Genomic DNA, 16,539 nt, shown 5'->3' with positions numbered 1-16,539 from the left:
GATCTCTCTGGGCCGGGTTCCTGGGTGGTGCGCGAGGGGGGAGTTGAACCCCCACGTCCTTTCGGACACACGGACCTGAACCGTGCGCGTCTGCCTATTCCGCCACTCGCGCTTGAAGCGTGATGAGGTTAGCCCAGCGGCTCTCCGTTCCCCAAACCGGGCCGCCCCCGGGGGCTGGGGGTGCCCACTCCCACCGCCCGACCCCGTTACGATCGGGTGCGACCCGGCACCCCCGCCGGGCCGGTCGGCCTGCACGAGGAGCCGGCTCCCCGCGTCGCCGAGGACGGAAGGAGGCCGAGTGAGCGCCTTGCAGCGGTTCGAGCAGCGGCTCGAGCAGATGATCTCCGGAGCGTTCGCCCGGGCGTTCCGCTCGGCGGTGCAGCCCGTGGAGATCGCGGCCGCGCTGCAGCGCGAGTGCGACAACAACGCGCAGATCCTCTCCCGCCAGCGACGCCTGGTGCCCAACGACTTCCACGTCGAGCTCTCCGGCACCGACCTCGAGCGGCTGGCGCCGTACGACACCGCGATGGCCGACGAGCTGGTGCGCCAGCTCGAGGAGCACGCGCAGGCCAACGCCTACTCGTTCCCGGGGCCCATCACCATCGAGTTCGAGGGCGCCGACGACCTGACCACCGGCCGGTTCCGGATCCGCAGCCAGGCCCAGGCGCGGGTCACCGGCAACAGCACCCACACCCAGGTCGGGCGCGCCAAGGCCCTGCTGGAGGTCAACGGCACCCGCCACCCCCTGCTCGGCGGCAGCGTCGTGGTCGGGCGGGGCACCGACGCCGACGTGCGCATCAACGACCCGGGCGTCAGCCGGCGCCACATCGAGTTCCGCGTCGACGCCACCGGGGAGCACCCGCGCGTCGACGTGCGCGACCTCGGCTCGACCAACGGCATGCTGGTCGACGGGCAGAAGCTGACCAGCTCGATCGCCGGCGACGGCACCGAGGTCAAGATCGGCAACACCACCATGACCGTGCGGATCGAGCAGGAGCACGCCGATGTCTGAGCTGACCCTGCTGCTGATCCGCATCGCCTACCTGGCGGTGCTGTGGATCTTCGTGCTCTCCGCCATCTCGGTCATCCGCTCCGACATGTTCGGCGCCCGGGTGCCCGAGACCGCCCGCGGCGGCCAGGCCCCGCCGGCCAAGAAGGACAAGAAGGGCAAGGCGGCCAAGCCCCCGGGCAAGCGTCGCGGCGCCCCCACCCACCTGCTGGTCGTCGAGGGCGGCAACGCCGGTGAGCGCGCCGACCTGGCCGACGCACCGCTGCTGATCGGGCGCGGCTCCGACGCCGCCATCCGCCTCGACGACGACTACGTCTCCACCCGCCACGCCCGGGTCGCGGCCTCCGGCGACCAGTGGTTCGTCGAGGACCTCGGCTCCACCAACGGCACCTACATCGGCACCGTGCGCATCACCCAGCCCACCACGATCACCATGGGCACCCAGGTGCGCATCGGCAAGACGATCCTGGAGCTGCGCAAGTGAGCGGCCCCCTCCGGCTCCACTACTCCGCGATCTCCGACGTCGGACGGGTCCGCAAGGACAACCAGGACTCCGGGTACGCCGGTCCGTGGCTGCTCACCGTCTGCGACGGCGTGGGCGGCGCCGCCCGCGGCGACATCGCCAGCGGCACCGCCGTGCAGCAGCTGCGCCGCCTCGACGAGGACCCGCCGGGCGAGCTGACCCCCGACGACCTGCTCGGCCGCGTCGCGGGCGCCCTGCACCGCGCGCACGACCGGATCGGCGAGATCGTCGACGACGACCCCGCCCTCAACGGCACCAGCACCACCGCCACCGTCCTGTACTTCGACGGGCAGCGCGTGGGGGTGGGCCACATCGGCGACAGCCGCGCCTACCTCTACCGGGCCGGCGAGATCAGCCAGCTCACCCACGACCACACCTTCGTGCAGAGCCTCATCGACGAGGGCCGCATCAGCGAGCCGGAGTCGCGGGTGCACCCGCACCGCAACCTGATCCTCAAGGCCCTCGACGGCGTCCACGAGGCCGAGCCCGACCTCTTCCTCGCCGACCTGCAGACCGGCGACCGGCTGCTGGTCTGCTCCGACGGCGCCAGCGGCGTCCTCGACGACGCCCGCCTGGCCGACGTGCTCTCGACCGGCACCCCCGACTACGCCGCCGTCGAGCTCGTGCGGGCCAGCCTCGAGGCCGGCTCGTCCGACAACGTGACCTGCGTGGTCGCCGACGTGCTCGACGAGGAGGCCGCGGGCGCGCGCGCCGACGACCTCGACGACCTGCAGCCGATGCTGGTCGGCGCGGCCGCCGAGCTGCGCCGCCGCGCCCCCAAGGGCTCCCGCCCCACGGGCATCTTCCGCGGGCACCGCTCGGGCGACACCGGCGAGCTCGAGCCGGTGCAGGCCGACCTGCCCGACCTGCCCGACGACGTGCACGCCATCCCCAGCGACCCGATCGACCCCGAGACCGCCCGCTACGCCCCCCGCGAGCCCGCCCGCTTCCAGTGGCTGCGCCGCCTGCTGGGCCTGCTGATCGTCGTGGGCGCGGTGTGGATGGTCGCCGCGGCGGCCTGGTCGTGGAGCCAGGCGCAGTACTACGTCGGTGAGCAGGACGGCACCGTGGTCATCTTCCGCGGCGTCAACACCAGCCTGCCCGGCATCGACCTCTCCGAGCCCTTCGCGACGACCAACGTCGAGCTCGACCGGCTGCCGGCCTTCGTCTCCGAGGGCGTGCGCGACGGCATCGCGGCCGACGACTTCGCCGACGCCGAGTCGATCGTCGACAACCTGGCCGGCGAGATGTCCCCGGCGACCGGCGAGGTCGCCCCGTGACGACCACCTCGCCCGCCCCCTCGGGCCCCCTGGCCTTCGTGCACCGGCGCCGCCGCGGCGCCGAGCTGTTCCTGCTCGTCCTGGCGCTCCTGGTCGGCATCGGCGCCTACGCCGCCGTCGGCATCGGCGTCGAGGAGAGCGTGCCCGCCGACCTCGTCGGCTACGGCGGCTGGCTGGCCGCGCTGATCATCACCTGCCACGTCGTGGTCCGCCTGGCGGCGCCGTACGCCGACCCGGTGCTGCTGCCGGTCGTGGCCGCGCTCAACGGCCTCGGGCTGGCCGTGATCCACCGCATCGACCTCGACCAGGGCAGCGGCTTCGCCTCGCGCCAGCTGACCTGGATGAGCGTCGGGGTGGGCCTGTTCATCGCCACCCTGCTGCTGCTGCGCGACCACCGGGTGCTGACCCGGTTCACCTACACCAGCGGGCTCGGCGCCATCGTGCTGCTGCTGACCCCGATGATGCCGCTGATCGGCAACGAGGTGCGCGGCGCGCGGATCTGGATCCAGCTCGGCCCCTTCAGCCTGCAGCCCGGCGAGGTCGCCAAGGTGCTGCTGGTCGTCGCCTTCGCCGGCTACCTGGTCCAGCACCGCGACGCGCTGGCCCTGGCCGGGCGGCGGGTGCTCTTCGTGGACCTGCCCCGCGGGCGCGACCTGGGACCGGTGCTGGGCATGTGGCTGATCAGCCTGGGCATCCTGGTCTTCCAGAAGGACCTCGGCTCCAGCCTCCTCTTCTTCGGCCTGTTCCTGGTGATGCTCTACGTCGCCACCGAGCGCCCGGGCTGGCTCGTGGTCGGCGGCGCGCTGTTCCTCGGCGGCGCCCTGGCCGCCTGGCGGATCTTCGGCCACGTGCAGACCCGCGTCGACATCTGGCTCGACCCGTTCTCCCACTACGGCGCCGGCACCGACGGTCGCGGCGAGCAGCCCCTCGAGGCGCTCTTCGGGATGGCCTGGGGCGGGCTGATCGGTCGCGGCTTCGGTGACGGCGACCCGGCGCGGGTGCCGTTCGCGGAGTCCGACTTCATCATCGCCGCCATCGGCGAGGAGCTCGGCCTGACCGGGCTGATGGCCGTGCTGCTGCTCTACGGCATCATCGTCGAGCGCGCGCTGCGCGCCGCGCTGATCTCCCGCGACGGCTTCGGCAAGCTCCTGGCCGCCGGTCTCGGCGCGGTCCTGGCGCTGCAGGTCTTCGTCGTGGTCGGCGGTGTCACCGGGCTGATCCCGCTGACCGGCCTGACCACGCCGTTCCTGTCCTACGGCGGCAGCTCGCTGGTGGCCAACTGGGTCATCGTGGCGCTGCTGCTGCGCGTCTCCGACCTCGCCCGGCGCCCGCTGCCCGACCTGACGGGCAGCGCCGACCAGGGCTCCGACGACGACACCCAGGTGGTGAGGGTCCAGCGATGAACAAGCCGATCCGCACGATCTCGGTCTTCTGCCTGCTGCTCTTCGTGGCGCTGCTCGCCAACGTCACCTACCTGCAGTTCTGGCGCGCCGACGGGCTCAACGACGACCCCAACAACCGCCGTGCCCTCGACGAGCGCTTCTCCCAGCAGCGCGGCGCGATCCTGGTCGGCAACGACCCGATCGCGCGCAGCGAGCCGGTCGACGACCGCTACGACTACCAGCGCACCTACCTCAAGCCGCTGCTCTACAGCCACCTGACCGGCTGGTTCAACTTCTACAACGCCCAGCCGGCCACCTGCGCCGGCTGCCAGCAGCGCGTCGAGCAGACCTACAACGAACTGCTCTCCGGCGAGGACGACCGGCTCTTCGTGACCCGCCTGGTCGACCTGCTCAGCAACAAGGAGACCCAGGGCGGCAACGTCCAGCTCACCATCGACCCCGCGGCCCAGCAGGCGGCGTACGACGGCCTGCGCGCCGTGGTGGGCCCCGAGGGCGAGGGCTCCGTCGTGGCGATCGAGCCGCGCTCGGGCAAGGTGCTGGCGATGGTCTCGCTGCCGACCTTCGACCCCAACGCCCTGGCCTCCCACGACCTCAGCGAGGTCAACGAGGCCGCCGAGCGGCTCGAGGCCGACGACGACGAGCCGCTGCTGAACCGCTCGATCCAGACCACCCTGCCGCCGGGCTCGACCTTCAAGATCGTCACCGCCGCCGCCGCGATCGAGAGCGGCGACTACGAGGCCGACGACCTCGTGCCCGGCGGGCCGAGCTACCAGCTGCCGCTGACCAGCGACGACTCCGGGCTGATCGACAACGAGGGCCGCGACTGCGGCTCCGACCGGATCCCCTTCGCCCAGGCGATGGAGAACTCCTGCAACACCACGTTCGCGCGGCTGGCCGTCGACCTGGGCGCCGAGGCGATGCAGGAGCAGGCCGAGGCGTTCGGCTTCAACCAGCAGTACTTCGAGGACCTGCTGCCGCAGGCCACCTCGCGCTTCCCCGAGGGCATGAACGAGCCGCAGACCGGCCAGACCGGCATCGGGCAGTTCGAGGTCGCCGCGACCCCGCTGCAGATGGCCATGGTCGTGGCCGGCATCGCCAACGACGGCTCGGTGATGAAGCCCTACCTCGTCGACGAGGTGCAGAGCCCCGAGTTCGACCAGATCGACGCCACCGACGAGGAGGAGCTCTCCGAGGCGGTCTCGGCCTCCACGGCCGACCAGCTCACCGAGCTGATGGTCTCCACCGTCGACGTCGGCACCGCGAACCCGGCCGCGATCCCGGGCATCCAGGTCGCCGGCAAGACCGGCACCGCCCAGAGCGGGCAGGACGACGTGGCGCCGTACGCCTGGTTCGTCTCGTTCGCGCCCGCCGACGACCCCGAGGTCGCGGTCGCGGTGATGATCCAGGACGCCCCCGGCCGGGCCCGCGGCGAGATCGCCGGCGGCCTGCTGGGCGGCCCGATCGCGAAGGCCGTCATGGAGGCGGTGATCAACCGATGAGCGACGACACCCCCACCGGCGTCATGCCCACCGGCGGCGACGACGAGCGCTTCGCCGACGACGCGCGCCGCTACCGCCTCGACTCGCTGCTGGCCACCGGCGGGATGGGCACGGTGTGGCGCGGCACCGACACCACCCTGGGCCGCTCGGTGGCCGTCAAGCTGCTCAAGCCGGAGTACGCCGAGGACCTGGAGTTCCGTCGTCGCTTCGAGACCGAGGCCCAGCACGCCGCCTCGCTGCACCACCCGGGCATCGCCGCGGTCTACGACTTCGGCGAGGCGGGCGACCGGGCCGGCTCGACGATGGCCCAGCCCTACCTGGTGATGGAGCTGGTCGAGGGCCAGCCGCTCTCGGCGCTGCTGCGCCCGGGGCAGCCGATGGATCCCGAGGTCGCCTCCGACCTGATGGCCCAGACCGCGACCGCGCTGGCCGCCGCGCACGCCGCCGGGATCGTGCACCGCGACGTCAAGCCGGCCAACCTGCTGGTCACCCCCGACCGCCGGGTCAAGGTCACCGACTTCGGCATCGCGCGGGCCGCCGAGGCGGTCGGCGTCACCCAGACCGGCCAGGTGATGGGCACCCCCCAGTACCTGTCCCCCGAGCAGGCCCGCGGCCAGACCGCGACCGCCGCCTCCGACGTCTACGCGCTGGGCGTGGTGGCCTTCGAGTGCCTCGCGGGCCGCCGGCCCTTCCAGACCGACTCGCCGGTGACCACGGCGCTGGCGCACCTCAACCAGCCCGTCCCCGAGCTGCCCGACGAGGTGCCGGCACCGCTCGCCGCCGTCGTACGCCGCGCGCTGGCGAAGGCGCCGGCCGACCGCTGGCCCGACGCGACCGCCATGGCCGCGGCCCTGCGCGACCCCAGCGGGCACAGTGCCGCCGCCGCGGGCGACGCCCCGACCGCCGTCGTCGACCAGCCCTCCCCCGACGCCACCCAGGTGCTGCCGGCCGCCGGCGCGGGGGCCGGCGCCGCCGCGGGGCTCGCCGCCGCCGCCGCGGCCGGGTCCGGCTCGGCCACGCCGGTGCACGGCACCCCCGCGACCGGCCCGGCCACCACCACGACGACCACGACCGGGACCCCCGGCGAGGGCACGGGCGACGGCCGCTCCCGGCGCGGACCGTGGGCGGTGGCGCTGATGGTGCTGCTGCTCGCGGCCGTCGGTGCGCTGATCATCGTGCTGCTGGTGACCGGCGGCGACGACGAGGAGCCGGTCGAGGAGCCCACCCGCGAGCCGTCCCCCACGTCGTCGTCCGCCGAGCCGAGCCCGACCCCGCCGACCCCGACGGCGACCCAGCCGGCCACCGTCGAGGTCGTCGCCTCCGACTACGTGGGACGACCGGTCGGCGACGTCGAGGCCGACCTGCGCGGCCAGGGCCTGTCGGTGACCCTCGACGAGCTCGACAACGACGGCACGCAGGAGGAGGGCGCCGTGGAGTCGGTGAACCCGACCGGCACCCTGCAGGAGGGCGACACCGTCACCGTGCGCTACTGGGGACAGGCCCCGGCTCCCGAGCCCACCCCGACCGAGGAGCCCGAGCCGACCGAGGAGCCGAGCGCGACGCCCACCGAGACCCCCACGGACGGAGCCACCGGATGAGCGGCACCCCTTCCACCGTCGGCGGGCGCTACCAGCTCGGCGAGATGCTCGGACGCGGCGGCATGGCCGAGGTCCGCAAGGGCACCGACGAGCGGCTCGGCCGGGTGGTGGCGGTCAAGCGGCTGCGCACCGACCTGGCCAGCGACGCGACGTTCCAGGCCCGGTTCCGCCGCGAGGCGCAGTCGTCGGCCTCGCTCAACCACCCCGCCATCGTCGCCGTCTACGACACCGGCGAGGAGGAGGCCACCGACGGCTCGGGGGTCCAGCAGCCCTACATCGTGATGGAGTACGTCGCCGGCCGCACGCTGCGCGACATCCTGCGCGAGGGCCGCAAGATCCTGCCCGAGCGGGCGCTCGAGATCACCAGCGGCGTGCTGGCCGCCCTCGACTACAGCCACCGGGCCGGGATCATCCACCGCGACATCAAGCCCGGCAACGTGATGCTCACGCCCACCGGCGACGTCAAGGTGATGGACTTCGGGATCGCGCGCGCCATCAGCGACGCCTCCTCGACGATGACCCAGACCGCCGCGGTGGTGGGCACCGCGCAGTACCTCTCCCCCGAGCAGGCGCGCGGCGAGACCGTCGACTCCCGCTCCGACGTCTACTCCGCGGGCTGCCTGCTCTACGAGCTCCTCACCGGTCGGCCGCCGTTCGTCGGCGACTCCCCGGTCGCGGTGGCCTACCAGCACGTGCGCGAGCCGGCCCAGCCGCCCTCCGACCACGACACCGACCTGCCGCCCGAGGTCGACGCGATCGTGATGAAGGCCCTGGCCAAGCGGGTCGAGGACCGCTACCAGTCGGCGGCGGCGATGCGCTCCGACATCGAGCGCTACCTGGCCGGGCGACCCGTCCAGGCGACCGCGCCCCCGCCGCCGCCCGCGCCGGCCACCGCGGTGGCGGCCCGCCCGGTGCCCGCCACCCAGCCGGCCCCGCTGCCCACCGCCGAGGACGAGCGTCGCCCCGTGGGGTGGCTCGTCGCGCTCGGCCTGCTCATGATCGGGCTCGTGGTGGCCGGGGTGCTGCTGTGGCCCCGCCTCTTCCCGGCCGCGCCCGACGAGGTGGCCGTGCCCGACGTCGTGGGGCGCCAGGAGGCCGCCGCCAGCCGGATCCTCGGTGAGGAGGGCTTCGGCGTCGACACCGAGTTCGAGACCTCCGACCGTCCCGCCGGGCGGGTCATCGGCCAGGACCCCTCCGGCGACAGCTTCGTCGACCCGGGCTCGACCGTGCTGCTCACCGTCTCGGCGGGCCTGCCCGAGGTGGCCGTTCCCCAGGTCACCGGCTTCTTCCGCGACCAGGCGGTGACCACGCTGGAGGGCCAGGGCTTCGAGGTCGACGTGCAGCGCCGCTCCTCCGACGAGGACCGCAACCTCGTGCTCGAGCAGCAGCCCCCCGCCGGCACCCAGGTCGAGGACGGCTCCACCGTCACCATCATCACCTCCGAGGGCCCCGAGAAGGTGCCCGACGTCGTGGGCGACCCCCAGCAGGTCGCCGAGCAGAAGGTCCGCGACGCGGGCTTCAACCCGGTGATCCGCGAGGACTCCGACCCCGACGCCGAGCCCGGCACCGTCACCGAGCAGATCCCGGCCGCCGGCGAGCGGCTCAGCCAGGGCCAGGACGTCAACCTCTTCGTGGCCCAGGAGCCCGAGGAGCCCGAGGAGGAGCCGTCCGAGGAGCCCAGCGAGGAGCCCTCGGAAGAGCCGAGCGAGGAGCCGTCGGAGGAGCCCACCGAGTCCAACGGCCTGCTCAACGGCCCCGGGAACGGCAACAACGGGAACAACGGGAACGGCAACCGGCGGCAGGGGCGTCGTCGGCCTACCGCCTGAACCAGGCCGGCTGCGGGTCCTCGCAGCCCTCGCGCCGGGTCAGACGATGGGTTCGGCGTACGACAGGTCGAGCAGGCCGGAGTAGGCCGGCGCCTCGACCTCCTCCTCGAAGGAGGCCTCCCAGCCGATCTGGATGTCCTCCTGCGCCGACTGCTGGCGGTAGAGCGAGAGGTAGCGGTCGCCCTCGACCGAGTCGGCGATCTCCTCGGGGTCCCCGACCGCCGAGATCACGTAGGGCGGCGGGTACGGCACGCCGTGCAGCGTCACCGACGGCCCCTCGCACTTGATGCCGGTGGTCGAGACGACCCGCTGCCCCTGGATGGTCACGGCCTCGGCGCCGGCGCGCCACATCGCGTTGACGACCGCCTGGATGTCCTGCTGGTGCACGACCAGGAAGCGCTCGGGCTGGTCGGTCTCGTCGACCCCCAGCGGGCTGTCGGTGAGGGTGATGGTCACGCCCTCGCCCTCGACCGGCTCGAGCCCCGCGGGGTCGGAGTAGTCCTCGATGCGGCCCTGCACGCGGGCGACGTCGCGGTCGGCCAGGCGGCTGGTCAGCTCGTTGACCTCCTCGGTCAGCGACTCCACCCGGCTGCGCAGCTGCTCGTACTGCTCGGCCTCGGAGCTGACCAGGGTCGTCAGGTCGGTGATGCCCGGGCGCAGGTCGGTGCCGTCCGAGCTGATGGCGCTGACCGCGAAGAGGCTGCCGCTCAGCAGCACGACCGTGGGGGTCAGCACCCGCCACGCGCCGGGCCGGGGCCGCTCGCGCGAACCGCCCGCGACCACGCCCGCCCGGGCGCGCACGCGCGACCACCAACCCGGGGGCGGCTGCCCCGGGGTCGGCCTCGCGTGGGAACCCGGCGTCATGACCACTAAGGTAGCCCGCGACCCGCGGGCGCACCGAGCCCACGGGGGCCGCAGGCTGCGAGAGCGCGTCGTGGCCCACACCTGCAGGAGTAGACGTGAGACAGAAGGTCAAGGACGAGCTGGCCGAGCCGCGGGGCCCGGTCGTGACTCCCCGCTCGGTGGCGGCGCTGCTGCTGGTCGTCGCCGGCATCGCGTGGGTCCTCTACTACTACTTCGGCGTGCGCGCCGACCCCACCGACTTCGAGGCCGAGCCGGGCAGCCCCGCCTGGATGGCCGAGCTGGTCCGGTGGAACTACGTGATCGGCTTCGGGCTGCTCTTCCTGGGCCTGGCCATCAGCGCCCACCCGAGCACCCCGATGGGCCGTGGCCGGGGCGTGGTCACCGGCATGCTGGGCTGCTTCCTGATCGGCCTGGTGTGGATCTGCGTCTACTACATCTTCGCCAACGACAAGCTCGACCAGATCCCGGTCTTCAACGACCTGCTGCAGTCGAACCTCTTCGTGGGCATCGCCTTCATGGGCGTCGGCTTCATCTTCGCCACCCGCTGGGAGTGAGCCCCGGGTCCCGCTGAGGGGCCCCGAGCACAGCAGCACACAGCCTTTCCGGACCGCCCGTCACCTCTCAGGTGGCGGGCGGTTCTGCACACCTGGGGACAACACTGTGGACGAATCACACGCGTGTAGTTCTCCACACCTGTGGACTCATCTGTGGACAAGGTTCCCCACAGCCACCCCCGGCAAACCCGACCCGGCCCGAACTTCCCGCCCACCCGGCCCGAACTTCCCGCTGACCCGGCCCAGACTTCGCCTCGAGCCGGCCCATACTTCGTCTCGAGCCGGCCCGGACCGGCAGGGTGCGGGCACAGCGAGACCTGCGCCGGGTGGGCGCGAGATCCAGGCCGGGTGGGCGGGAAGTTTGCGCCGGGTCAGCTGAGGGCGGCGATGCGCAGGACGGCCGCGGCCAGCAGCGACAGGGTGACCAGCACGAGGCCGACGAGCTGAAAGGCCGAGCGGCGTGGCCCGCGGGGGGCGTGCACCAGCAGCGCGGCCACGAGGGCGCCGCCGAGGAAGCCGCCGAGGTGGCCCTGCCAGGAGATGTTCGGCACCGCGAAGGTGATCACGACGTTGATGCCGACCAGGATCACCAGCTGGCGCATGTCGGCGCCGATCTTGCGGGCCACGACCAGCAGGGCGGCGAAGAGGCCGTAGATGGCGCCCGAGGCGCCCACGGTGGCGCCGTACTGGTTGGCGGCCCAGAGCACCACGACCGAGCCCGCCAGCAGGGAGGTCAGGTAGAGCGCGAGGAAGCGGGCGCGCCCGAGCACGGCCTCGAGCTGCGGGCCGATGATGTAGAGCGCGAGCATGTTGAAGCCCAGGTGCATCAGCTGCACGTGGGTGAAGCCCGAGCTGAGGACCTGCCACAGGGCCCCGTCGACGAAGCCGGGCAGCCAGGTGCCGCTGCCCTCGCAGACCGCGCGGGGCACGTCGAAGCCGCCGTCGCTGGTCAGGCACACGCCGTTGGTGCGCAGGGCCAGCAGGTCGACCAGGCGGCTGCCCGAGCCACCGGTCAGCGCGATGGCCAGCCAGACCCCGACGTTGAGCGAGATCAGCGCGATCGAGGTGCGCGTCGCGTCGGTGGGCCGCAGCCCGCCGTACGCCGTGCGGTTCTGGCGGGTCTGTCGCGCGCCGGCGGAGATGCACTCGGGGCACTGGAAGCCCACGGAGGCGTCGTGCATGCAGTCCGGGCAGATCGGCCGGCTGCAGCGCTGGCAGCGGATGTAGGTCTCGCGGTCGGGGTGCCGGTAGCAGACCGGCACCCCGACCCCAGGCGCCGGCTCGGGCGCGGGCGACTGGTTCACGAGCTCGTGCTGGTGGGGGTTCGGTGGGGGCGTGAGGCGGGTGCCTCAGGCCTCCACGATCTCCACGGACTCCATGACCACGGGCTCGACCGGACGGTCGCCCGCACCGGTCGCGGTGCTGCCGATGGCGTCGACGACGTCGCGCGAGGCCTGGTCGGCGACCTCGCCGAAGATGGTGTGCTTGTGGTTGAGCCACGTGGTGGCGCCCAGGGTGATGAAGAACTGCGAGCCGTTGGTGCCCGGGCCGGCGTTGGCCATCGCGAGCAGGTAGGGCTTGTCGAAGACCAGCTCGGGGTGCGGCTCGTCCTTGAACGTGTAGCCGGGGCCGCCGGTGCCGGTGCCCAGCGGGCAGCCGCCCTGGATCATGAAGCCCGCGATGACGCGGTGGAAGCCCAGGCCGTCGTAGAACGGGCCGGTCTTGCCGTTGCCGGCGTCGTACTTCTTCTCGCCGGTCGCGAGGCCGGTGAAGTTCGCGACCGTCTCGGGCGCGTGGTTCGGGAAGAGGTTCAGGACGATGTCGCCCCGGTTGGTCTTGAGGATGGCCTGCGGGTCCGCCATGACTGCCTTTCGCGAGAGGGGGTACTTCAGGGTGTACGACGACGCGTCGTGCGTGCGGGACGATCCTCGCACGGAGGCGCAAAAGGCCCTCCTGCAGGTGACCTCGCACCAGAGGTGCGGCCCCGACAGGGGCACAGGGTGCCTGGATGGGCCCGAAGCAGTCGTGGTCGAATGGATCACAAACCGACGAGAGGAAGTGACGCGGATGCGTCTGCGCAGGAAGAAGTCCCTCATCGAGCAGGCCGGTGACTACGTGGAGCAGGTCGTCGACTCCGTGCGTCCCCAGGTCGAGTCGGCGGTCAGCACCGCCCGCGACGAGGCTCGCCACCTGGTGGCCGACGCCAAGGAGAAGGCCGGCCCGGCGATCGCCGACGCCCGCGCCAAGGCGGGACCGGCGCTGACCGACGCCCGCACCCGGGCGACGCCCTACGTCATCGACGCCCGCGACCGTGCCGTCGTGCTGGGCCAGGAGGCCCGCGAGAAGGCGGCCCCGGCGATCGCCGACGCGCGTGCCAAGGCGGCCCCGCTGGTCGCCTCGGGTGCGGCGTACGCCGGTGCCAAGGCCTCCGACCTCAACGGCCGGGCGACGACCCGCGCCGGCGAGCTGGGCGACAAGGCCTCGGCCAAGGTCGCCGGGCTCAAGGGCGAGGAGCCGAAGAAGAAGAAGGGCTCCAAGCTCAAGAAGCTCGTCCTGGTCGGCGGCCTGGCGGCCGTGGCCGGGGTCGTGGCCAAGAAGCTGCAGGGCGGCTCGGAGTCGCAGAACTGGCAGTCCTCCTACGTGCCGAGCCCGCCGGCGAGCGGCACCGGCGCGGCCGCGGCGACGACGTCGACGGGCGCGGGCGCTGCGCCCACGCCGGCCGCGCCGATGGCCGGGGCCAGCGACGACACCGGCGGATCCTCGCCCGACGAGGCGCTGGCCGACGAGGCGGAGACCGTGCACCCGGTCACCACCCCCGACGAGCCGGCCGAGGTCGTCGACATCGAGGACGACAAGAACAACAGCTGAGCCGGCGCCAGGATCAGCGACGGGCGGCCCGGCCGGAGGACATCTCCTCCGGCCGGTGCTGCTCGACCCAGTCGTCGATGCGCTGCCACCAGTCGTAGAGCCACGCGATCCGCTCCTCGCGACCCGCGGGGATCTCCTCGCGCGGCACCTGCCACCAGCGCATCACCAGGCGCTTGTCCATCGGCAGCTCGCGCCACAGGTCGCCGATCGTCAGCAGGTGGTCGAGCCCGGTGTGGGCCACCATCACCACGTCGGCCTCCGGGGCGGCGTCGAGCGCGGCCAGCACCCCGCCGGGGCGCGGGGCCAGCACGTGGATCATCGTCTCGGCCCGGCGCGCCATCGCGTGCAGCCCGAGCCCGTCGAGCCGCTCGATGGCGCGGTCGCGGCGCGCCTGGGTGAAGTTGCCGCCCTCGGGGAAGATCACGAACGCGTCGTCGCGGTCGAGCCCGGTCGCCAGCTCGGCGATCTGGGTCTCGAGGTCCTCGCCCGAGCCGGGGCTGATCGCGCGAGCGGGCAGGCGGCGCAGCAGGGTGCCGACCACCGGATCCCAGGCCAGGGTGTCCTTGAGCACCACCCGGGGCTCGCGGTCGTACCAGTCCATCAGCGCGTGCACGAGCGTGAACGAGTCGCCCGGGCCGGCGTGGCGGCAGCAGACCAGCAGCGGCACCCCGGGGTGCGCGTCGGGGGCGGGGCCCTGGGTCTCGATGCTCAGCCTCAGCACCCGCCGGGCCTCGCTGAAGAGCACCCACATCGTGCCCTGCACCAGGTCGTAGTGCACGCCCTCCCAGTACGCCGACCGCAGCCGCGCCCCGAAGCCGCTGGCCAGCCACATGCCCAGCAGCACCGCCAGCAGCAGCGTCTCGACGGTGAGCGCGACCACCAGCAGCCAGGTCAGGCGCAGCGCCCGCCAGCGCCCCGGCACGAACGGTGAGAGCGCCGCGGCGCCGATCAGCCACAGCGGCAGGCTGACCCAGACCAGCACGGTCAGGAGCACCACCAGGGGCGCCGTGACGGCGCGGCGCAGGATGCTCACGCCGCGATCATGTCAGCCGCTCAGCCCGGACCCGGGAGACCCAGCGCGTCGAGGTACTCGCCGCTGGCCACCCGGGTCAGCTCGATGCGGCGCTCGACGTCGCGGAAGTCGGTGCCGGCCCGCACGGAGTCGTCGCGCGCCGAGGTGCCGCGGGCGGGCAGCACGTGGGCCTCCACCTCGGGAGGCAGCTCGGCCAGCTCGCGGTTCATCCGGTGCCGGCGGGCGACCTCGAAGGAGACCCTGGCGACCTCCCAGGGCCGCCGCGGCGGCTGCAGCGGCCGGTCGACGCGACCGACCTGGAGCACGAAGATCCGGGTGGCGCCCAGCTGGTGGGCGCGGGCCACGGGCACCGAGTTGACGATGCCGCCGTCGAGGAAGTGCTCGTCACCGACCCGGGCGGGCGGCAGCAGCCCCGGCACCGCGGCGCTGGCGACGACGGCGTCGACGACCGGGCCCGAGTCGAACCAGTGCTCGGCGGCGCGTTCGATGCTGGCCGCGCACACCTGCAGGCGCACGGCGAGGTCGGCGAAGTCGACGTCGCCGATCTCCTCGCGCAGCCGGGTGGTCAGTGGCCGGGCCGAGTAGAGGTGGGTGCCGGTCGCGACCGCGCGCCGCACGCTGCGCAGCGGCCGGTCGCCGTACACCTCGTGCCGGTTGGCGGCCACCGAGCGCCACAGCCCGGTGAGCCGCTCGACGACGTCGGGGCCGGGGTCCTGGGCAAGGAACGCGCCGTTGATGGCACCCACCGAGGTGCCCAGCACCAGGTCGGGGCGCACGTCGCGCTCGAGGAGGGCGGCCAGCATGCCCACCTCGACGGCACCCAGCGCGCCGCCGCCGCCGAGGACGAACGCGGTGGTCATCTGCTCCTCCTCGACGTGCTCGTCAGCGGCTCGCGGCCGCCGCGTCGCTGCGCTGCAGCGCGCGCACCCGGCGGGTGGCCCGGTGCTCGGCCCAGAAGCTGAGCAGCGGCACCGTGCCGGAGGCCAGGGTCACCGCGGTGAAGCCGATCTCCCACTCGGCGCGACGCGAGAGCCAGAAGGCGCAGAAGAGGAAGATCATGTAGAGCCAGCCGTGGGCGACGCCCAGGTAGGCGGAGATGTCGGAGCCCAGCTGCCAGCCGCTGCCGCTGCCCTCGGCCAGCCACGCGGCGTCGGAGACCAGGTAGCCGTAGTGCAGCGGCAGGCCGATCAGGACCAGCACCACCAGGAGCACTCCCACGATCGTGGCCATCACCCGGTACGCCGCCAGCGGGGCGCGCAGCTCGTCGTTCACGGGCTCGACGCTACCGGGCGGTCCTCGGGCTCGTCCGCGCTCGGTGCCGCCTCGGTGGGTGCCCGGGTGAGGTCGCGCACGTAGCGCCACCACACGAACCCGGCGAACGCGCCGAAGAGAACCCACTCCAGGGCGTAGAGCAGGTTGCGCAGGCCGGTGGAGCCCGCGGCCCGGGGCAGCGCCGCCAGGTCGGCCGGCTCGAGGGCGTCGGCGTCGACCAGGGCGGCGTTGGCCGCGGCGTCGTGGTCGACGACGGCGTAGGCGCCGTAGAGGTCCTGCTCGACGTGCTGGATCAGGTCGGCGGTGCGCACCTGCGGCACGACGTCGTCGCTGCGGTCGACGTCGGCGACGCCGGTGCCCTCGGCGGGCTGCAGCCAGCCCTGGACGGATCCGGCGCCCTCGGGCGGGGCGGTGGCATCGCTCGGGGAGGCCACCCAGCCGCGCACCACCGGCAGCGCCGGCGCGTCGGGGCCCCCGACCGCGAGCGGCGTGAGCACCCAGTAGCCGTCGGCGCCGTCGTGCTCGCGGCCCTCGACGTAGACGGTGCCCCCGGGCACCCAGGTGCCCTCGACGGCGACCGGCTGGCCGACGGACGGGGCCGGGAACGGGTCGTCGGGGCCCATCACCTCAGCCAGCGCCACCGGCTCGGCGCGGGTCAGGTCGCGGGCCTCGGCCTCCTGCTGCGCCTGGTAGGCGGCGTACTGCCACCAGCCCAGGCCGGAGGCGGCGGCCACCAGCACGAGCGCCAGGAGGTGCGCGCCCCAGTAGCGCGGTGCCAGGGCCGTCTTCACCCTCCCAGGATAGGAGGGC

General features: G+C 73.4%; 16 protein-coding genes and 1 tRNA gene. 9 read left to right on the top strand and 8 right to left on the bottom strand.

The window, feature by feature from the left end:
- Window positions 1-25: 25 nt before the first annotated feature.
- Window positions 26-112, bottom strand: a tRNA-Leu gene (locus QWJ41_RS15990).
- A gap of 186 nt (window positions 113-298) precedes the next feature.
- On the opposite strand from QWJ41_RS15990, the gene QWJ41_RS15985 reads away from it, so the two are divergent.
- The 7 genes from QWJ41_RS15985 to pknB are packed head-to-tail and all read left to right on the top strand — an operon-like array spanning window position 299 to window position 9,138.
- Window positions 299-1,012 (top strand): FHA domain-containing protein, encoded by a 714-nt coding sequence (locus QWJ41_RS15985; protein WP_302709392.1) that lies wholly within the window; start codon window positions 299-301, stop codon window positions 1,010-1,012.
- A complete protein-coding gene (locus QWJ41_RS15980; protein ID WP_302709391.1) occupies window positions 1,005-1,493 on the top strand; it encodes an FHA domain-containing protein FhaB/FipA in 489 nt (162 codons plus the stop codon). Before QWJ41_RS15985 ends, QWJ41_RS15980 begins: the two co-directional genes overlap by 8 nt.
- Window positions 1,490-2,812: a PP2C family protein-serine/threonine phosphatase gene (locus tag QWJ41_RS15975; RefSeq protein ID WP_302709390.1), complete on the top strand. Its 1,323-nt coding sequence runs from the start codon at window positions 1,490-1,492 to the stop codon at window positions 2,810-2,812. Before QWJ41_RS15980 ends, QWJ41_RS15975 begins: the two co-directional genes overlap by 4 nt.
- Complete coding sequence (locus QWJ41_RS15970; RefSeq protein ID WP_302709389.1) at window positions 2,809-4,215, top strand: FtsW/RodA/SpoVE family cell cycle protein; 1,407 nt, start codon at window positions 2,809-2,811, stop codon at window positions 4,213-4,215. Before QWJ41_RS15975 ends, QWJ41_RS15970 begins: the two co-directional genes overlap by 4 nt.
- Entirely contained in the window at window positions 4,212-5,714 is a 1,503-nt protein-coding gene (locus QWJ41_RS15965; protein ID WP_302709388.1) for a peptidoglycan D,D-transpeptidase FtsI family protein, read from the top strand. The genes QWJ41_RS15970 and QWJ41_RS15965 overlap by 4 nt, the downstream gene beginning before the upstream one ends.
- Window positions 5,711-7,312, top strand: coding sequence for a protein kinase domain-containing protein (locus QWJ41_RS15960; protein ID WP_302709387.1), 1,602 nt, complete (start codon window positions 5,711-5,713; stop codon window positions 7,310-7,312). Before QWJ41_RS15965 ends, QWJ41_RS15960 begins: the two co-directional genes overlap by 4 nt.
- Window positions 7,309-9,138 (top strand): Stk1 family PASTA domain-containing Ser/Thr kinase, encoded by a 1,830-nt coding sequence (gene pknB / locus QWJ41_RS15955; protein WP_302709386.1) that lies wholly within the window; start codon window positions 7,309-7,311, stop codon window positions 9,136-9,138. The genes QWJ41_RS15960 and pknB overlap by 4 nt, the downstream gene beginning before the upstream one ends.
- Before the next feature lie 39 nt (window positions 9,139-9,177).
- Here pknB and QWJ41_RS15950 read toward each other — a convergent pair whose 3' ends face one another.
- Window positions 9,178-10,002: a DUF881 domain-containing protein gene (locus QWJ41_RS15950; RefSeq protein ID WP_302709385.1), complete on the bottom strand. Its 825-nt coding sequence runs from the start codon at window positions 10,000-10,002 to the stop codon at window positions 9,178-9,180.
- Window positions 10,003-10,097: 95 nt separating this feature from the next.
- On the opposite strand from QWJ41_RS15950, the gene QWJ41_RS15945 reads away from it, so the two are divergent.
- Window positions 10,098-10,556 (top strand): cell division protein CrgA, encoded by a 459-nt coding sequence (locus tag QWJ41_RS15945; protein ID WP_302709384.1) that lies wholly within the window; start codon window positions 10,098-10,100, stop codon window positions 10,554-10,556.
- Window positions 10,557-10,927: 371 nt separating this feature from the next.
- Here QWJ41_RS15945 and QWJ41_RS15940 read toward each other — a convergent pair whose 3' ends face one another.
- Together QWJ41_RS15940 and QWJ41_RS15935 are read right to left on the bottom strand one after the other, a co-directional pair.
- Window positions 10,928-11,860, bottom strand: coding sequence for a rhomboid family intramembrane serine protease (locus QWJ41_RS15940; protein WP_302709383.1), 933 nt, complete (start codon window positions 11,858-11,860; stop codon window positions 10,928-10,930).
- 45 nt (window positions 11,861-11,905) lie between these two features.
- Window positions 11,906-12,418, bottom strand: a complete 513-nt coding sequence (locus QWJ41_RS15935) for a peptidylprolyl isomerase (protein ID WP_193670554.1) — start codon at window positions 12,416-12,418, stop codon at window positions 11,906-11,908.
- Between the two features lie 205 nt (window positions 12,419-12,623).
- Here QWJ41_RS15935 and QWJ41_RS15930 point away from each other — a divergent pair, with 205 nt between their 5' ends.
- A complete protein-coding gene (locus QWJ41_RS15930) occupies window positions 12,624-13,424 on the top strand; it encodes a hypothetical protein (RefSeq protein ID WP_302709382.1) in 801 nt (266 codons plus the stop codon).
- 13 nt (window positions 13,425-13,437) lie between these two features.
- On the opposite strand, the gene QWJ41_RS15925 is transcribed toward QWJ41_RS15930, so the two are convergent.
- The 4 genes from QWJ41_RS15925 to QWJ41_RS15910 are packed head-to-tail and all read right to left on the bottom strand — an operon-like array spanning window position 13,438 to window position 16,520.
- On the bottom strand, window positions 13,438-14,457 hold the full coding sequence (locus QWJ41_RS15925; RefSeq protein ID WP_302709381.1) for a 1-acyl-sn-glycerol-3-phosphate acyltransferase: 1,020 nt from the start codon (window positions 14,455-14,457) through the stop codon (window positions 13,438-13,440).
- 20 nt (window positions 14,458-14,477) lie between these two features.
- The gene (locus QWJ41_RS15920; RefSeq protein ID WP_302709380.1) at window positions 14,478-15,317 is read right to left on the bottom strand and encodes a patatin-like phospholipase family protein; all 840 of its coding nucleotides are present in this window, start codon (window positions 15,315-15,317) and stop codon (window positions 14,478-14,480) included.
- A gap of 22 nt (window positions 15,318-15,339) precedes the next feature.
- Entirely contained in the window at window positions 15,340-15,729 is a 390-nt protein-coding gene (locus QWJ41_RS15915; RefSeq protein ID WP_302709379.1) for a DUF3817 domain-containing protein, read from the bottom strand.
- Window positions 15,726-16,520 carry an SURF1 family protein gene (locus tag QWJ41_RS15910; RefSeq protein ID WP_302709378.1) on the bottom strand — a complete coding sequence of 265 codons (795 nt, stop codon included), beginning with the start codon at window positions 16,518-16,520 and terminating at the stop codon, window positions 15,726-15,728. Before QWJ41_RS15910 ends, QWJ41_RS15915 begins: the two co-directional genes overlap by 4 nt.
- Window positions 16,521-16,539: the final 19 nt, after the last annotated feature.

The sequence above is a fragment of the Nocardioides cremeus genome (assembly GCF_030518195.1).
GTDB classification, from domain to species: Bacteria; Actinomycetota; Actinomycetes; order Propionibacteriales; family Nocardioidaceae; genus Nocardioides; species Nocardioides cremeus.
This window is presented reverse-complemented; position numbering and strand designations above follow the sequence as displayed.

What these genes read in the sequence shown, in the direction of transcription:
- QWJ41_RS15960 (WP_302709387.1), top strand. Translation starts at nt 5,711, where the DNA reads ATGAGCGACGACACCCCCACCGGCGTCATGCCCACCGGCGGCGACGAC.
- pknB (WP_302709386.1), top strand. Translation starts at nt 7,309, where the DNA reads ATGAGCGGCACCCCTTCCACCGTCGGCGGGCGCTACCAGCTCGGCGAG.
- QWJ41_RS15950 (WP_302709385.1), bottom strand. Translation starts at nt 10,002, where the DNA reads ATGACGCCGGGTTCCCACGCGAGGCCGACCCCGGGGCAGCCGCCCCCG.
- QWJ41_RS15980 (WP_302709391.1), top strand. Translation starts at nt 1,005, where the DNA reads ATGTCTGAGCTGACCCTGCTGCTGATCCGCATCGCCTACCTGGCGGTG.
- QWJ41_RS15935 (WP_193670554.1), bottom strand. Translation starts at nt 12,418, where the DNA reads ATGGCGGACCCGCAGGCCATCCTCAAGACCAACCGGGGCGACATCGTC.
- QWJ41_RS15930 (WP_302709382.1), top strand. Translation starts at nt 12,624, where the DNA reads ATGCGTCTGCGCAGGAAGAAGTCCCTCATCGAGCAGGCCGGTGACTAC.
- QWJ41_RS15920 (WP_302709380.1), bottom strand. Translation starts at nt 15,317, where the DNA reads ATGACCACCGCGTTCGTCCTCGGCGGCGGCGGCGCGCTGGGTGCCGTC.
- QWJ41_RS15965 (WP_302709388.1), top strand. Translation starts at nt 4,212, where the DNA reads ATGAACAAGCCGATCCGCACGATCTCGGTCTTCTGCCTGCTGCTCTTC.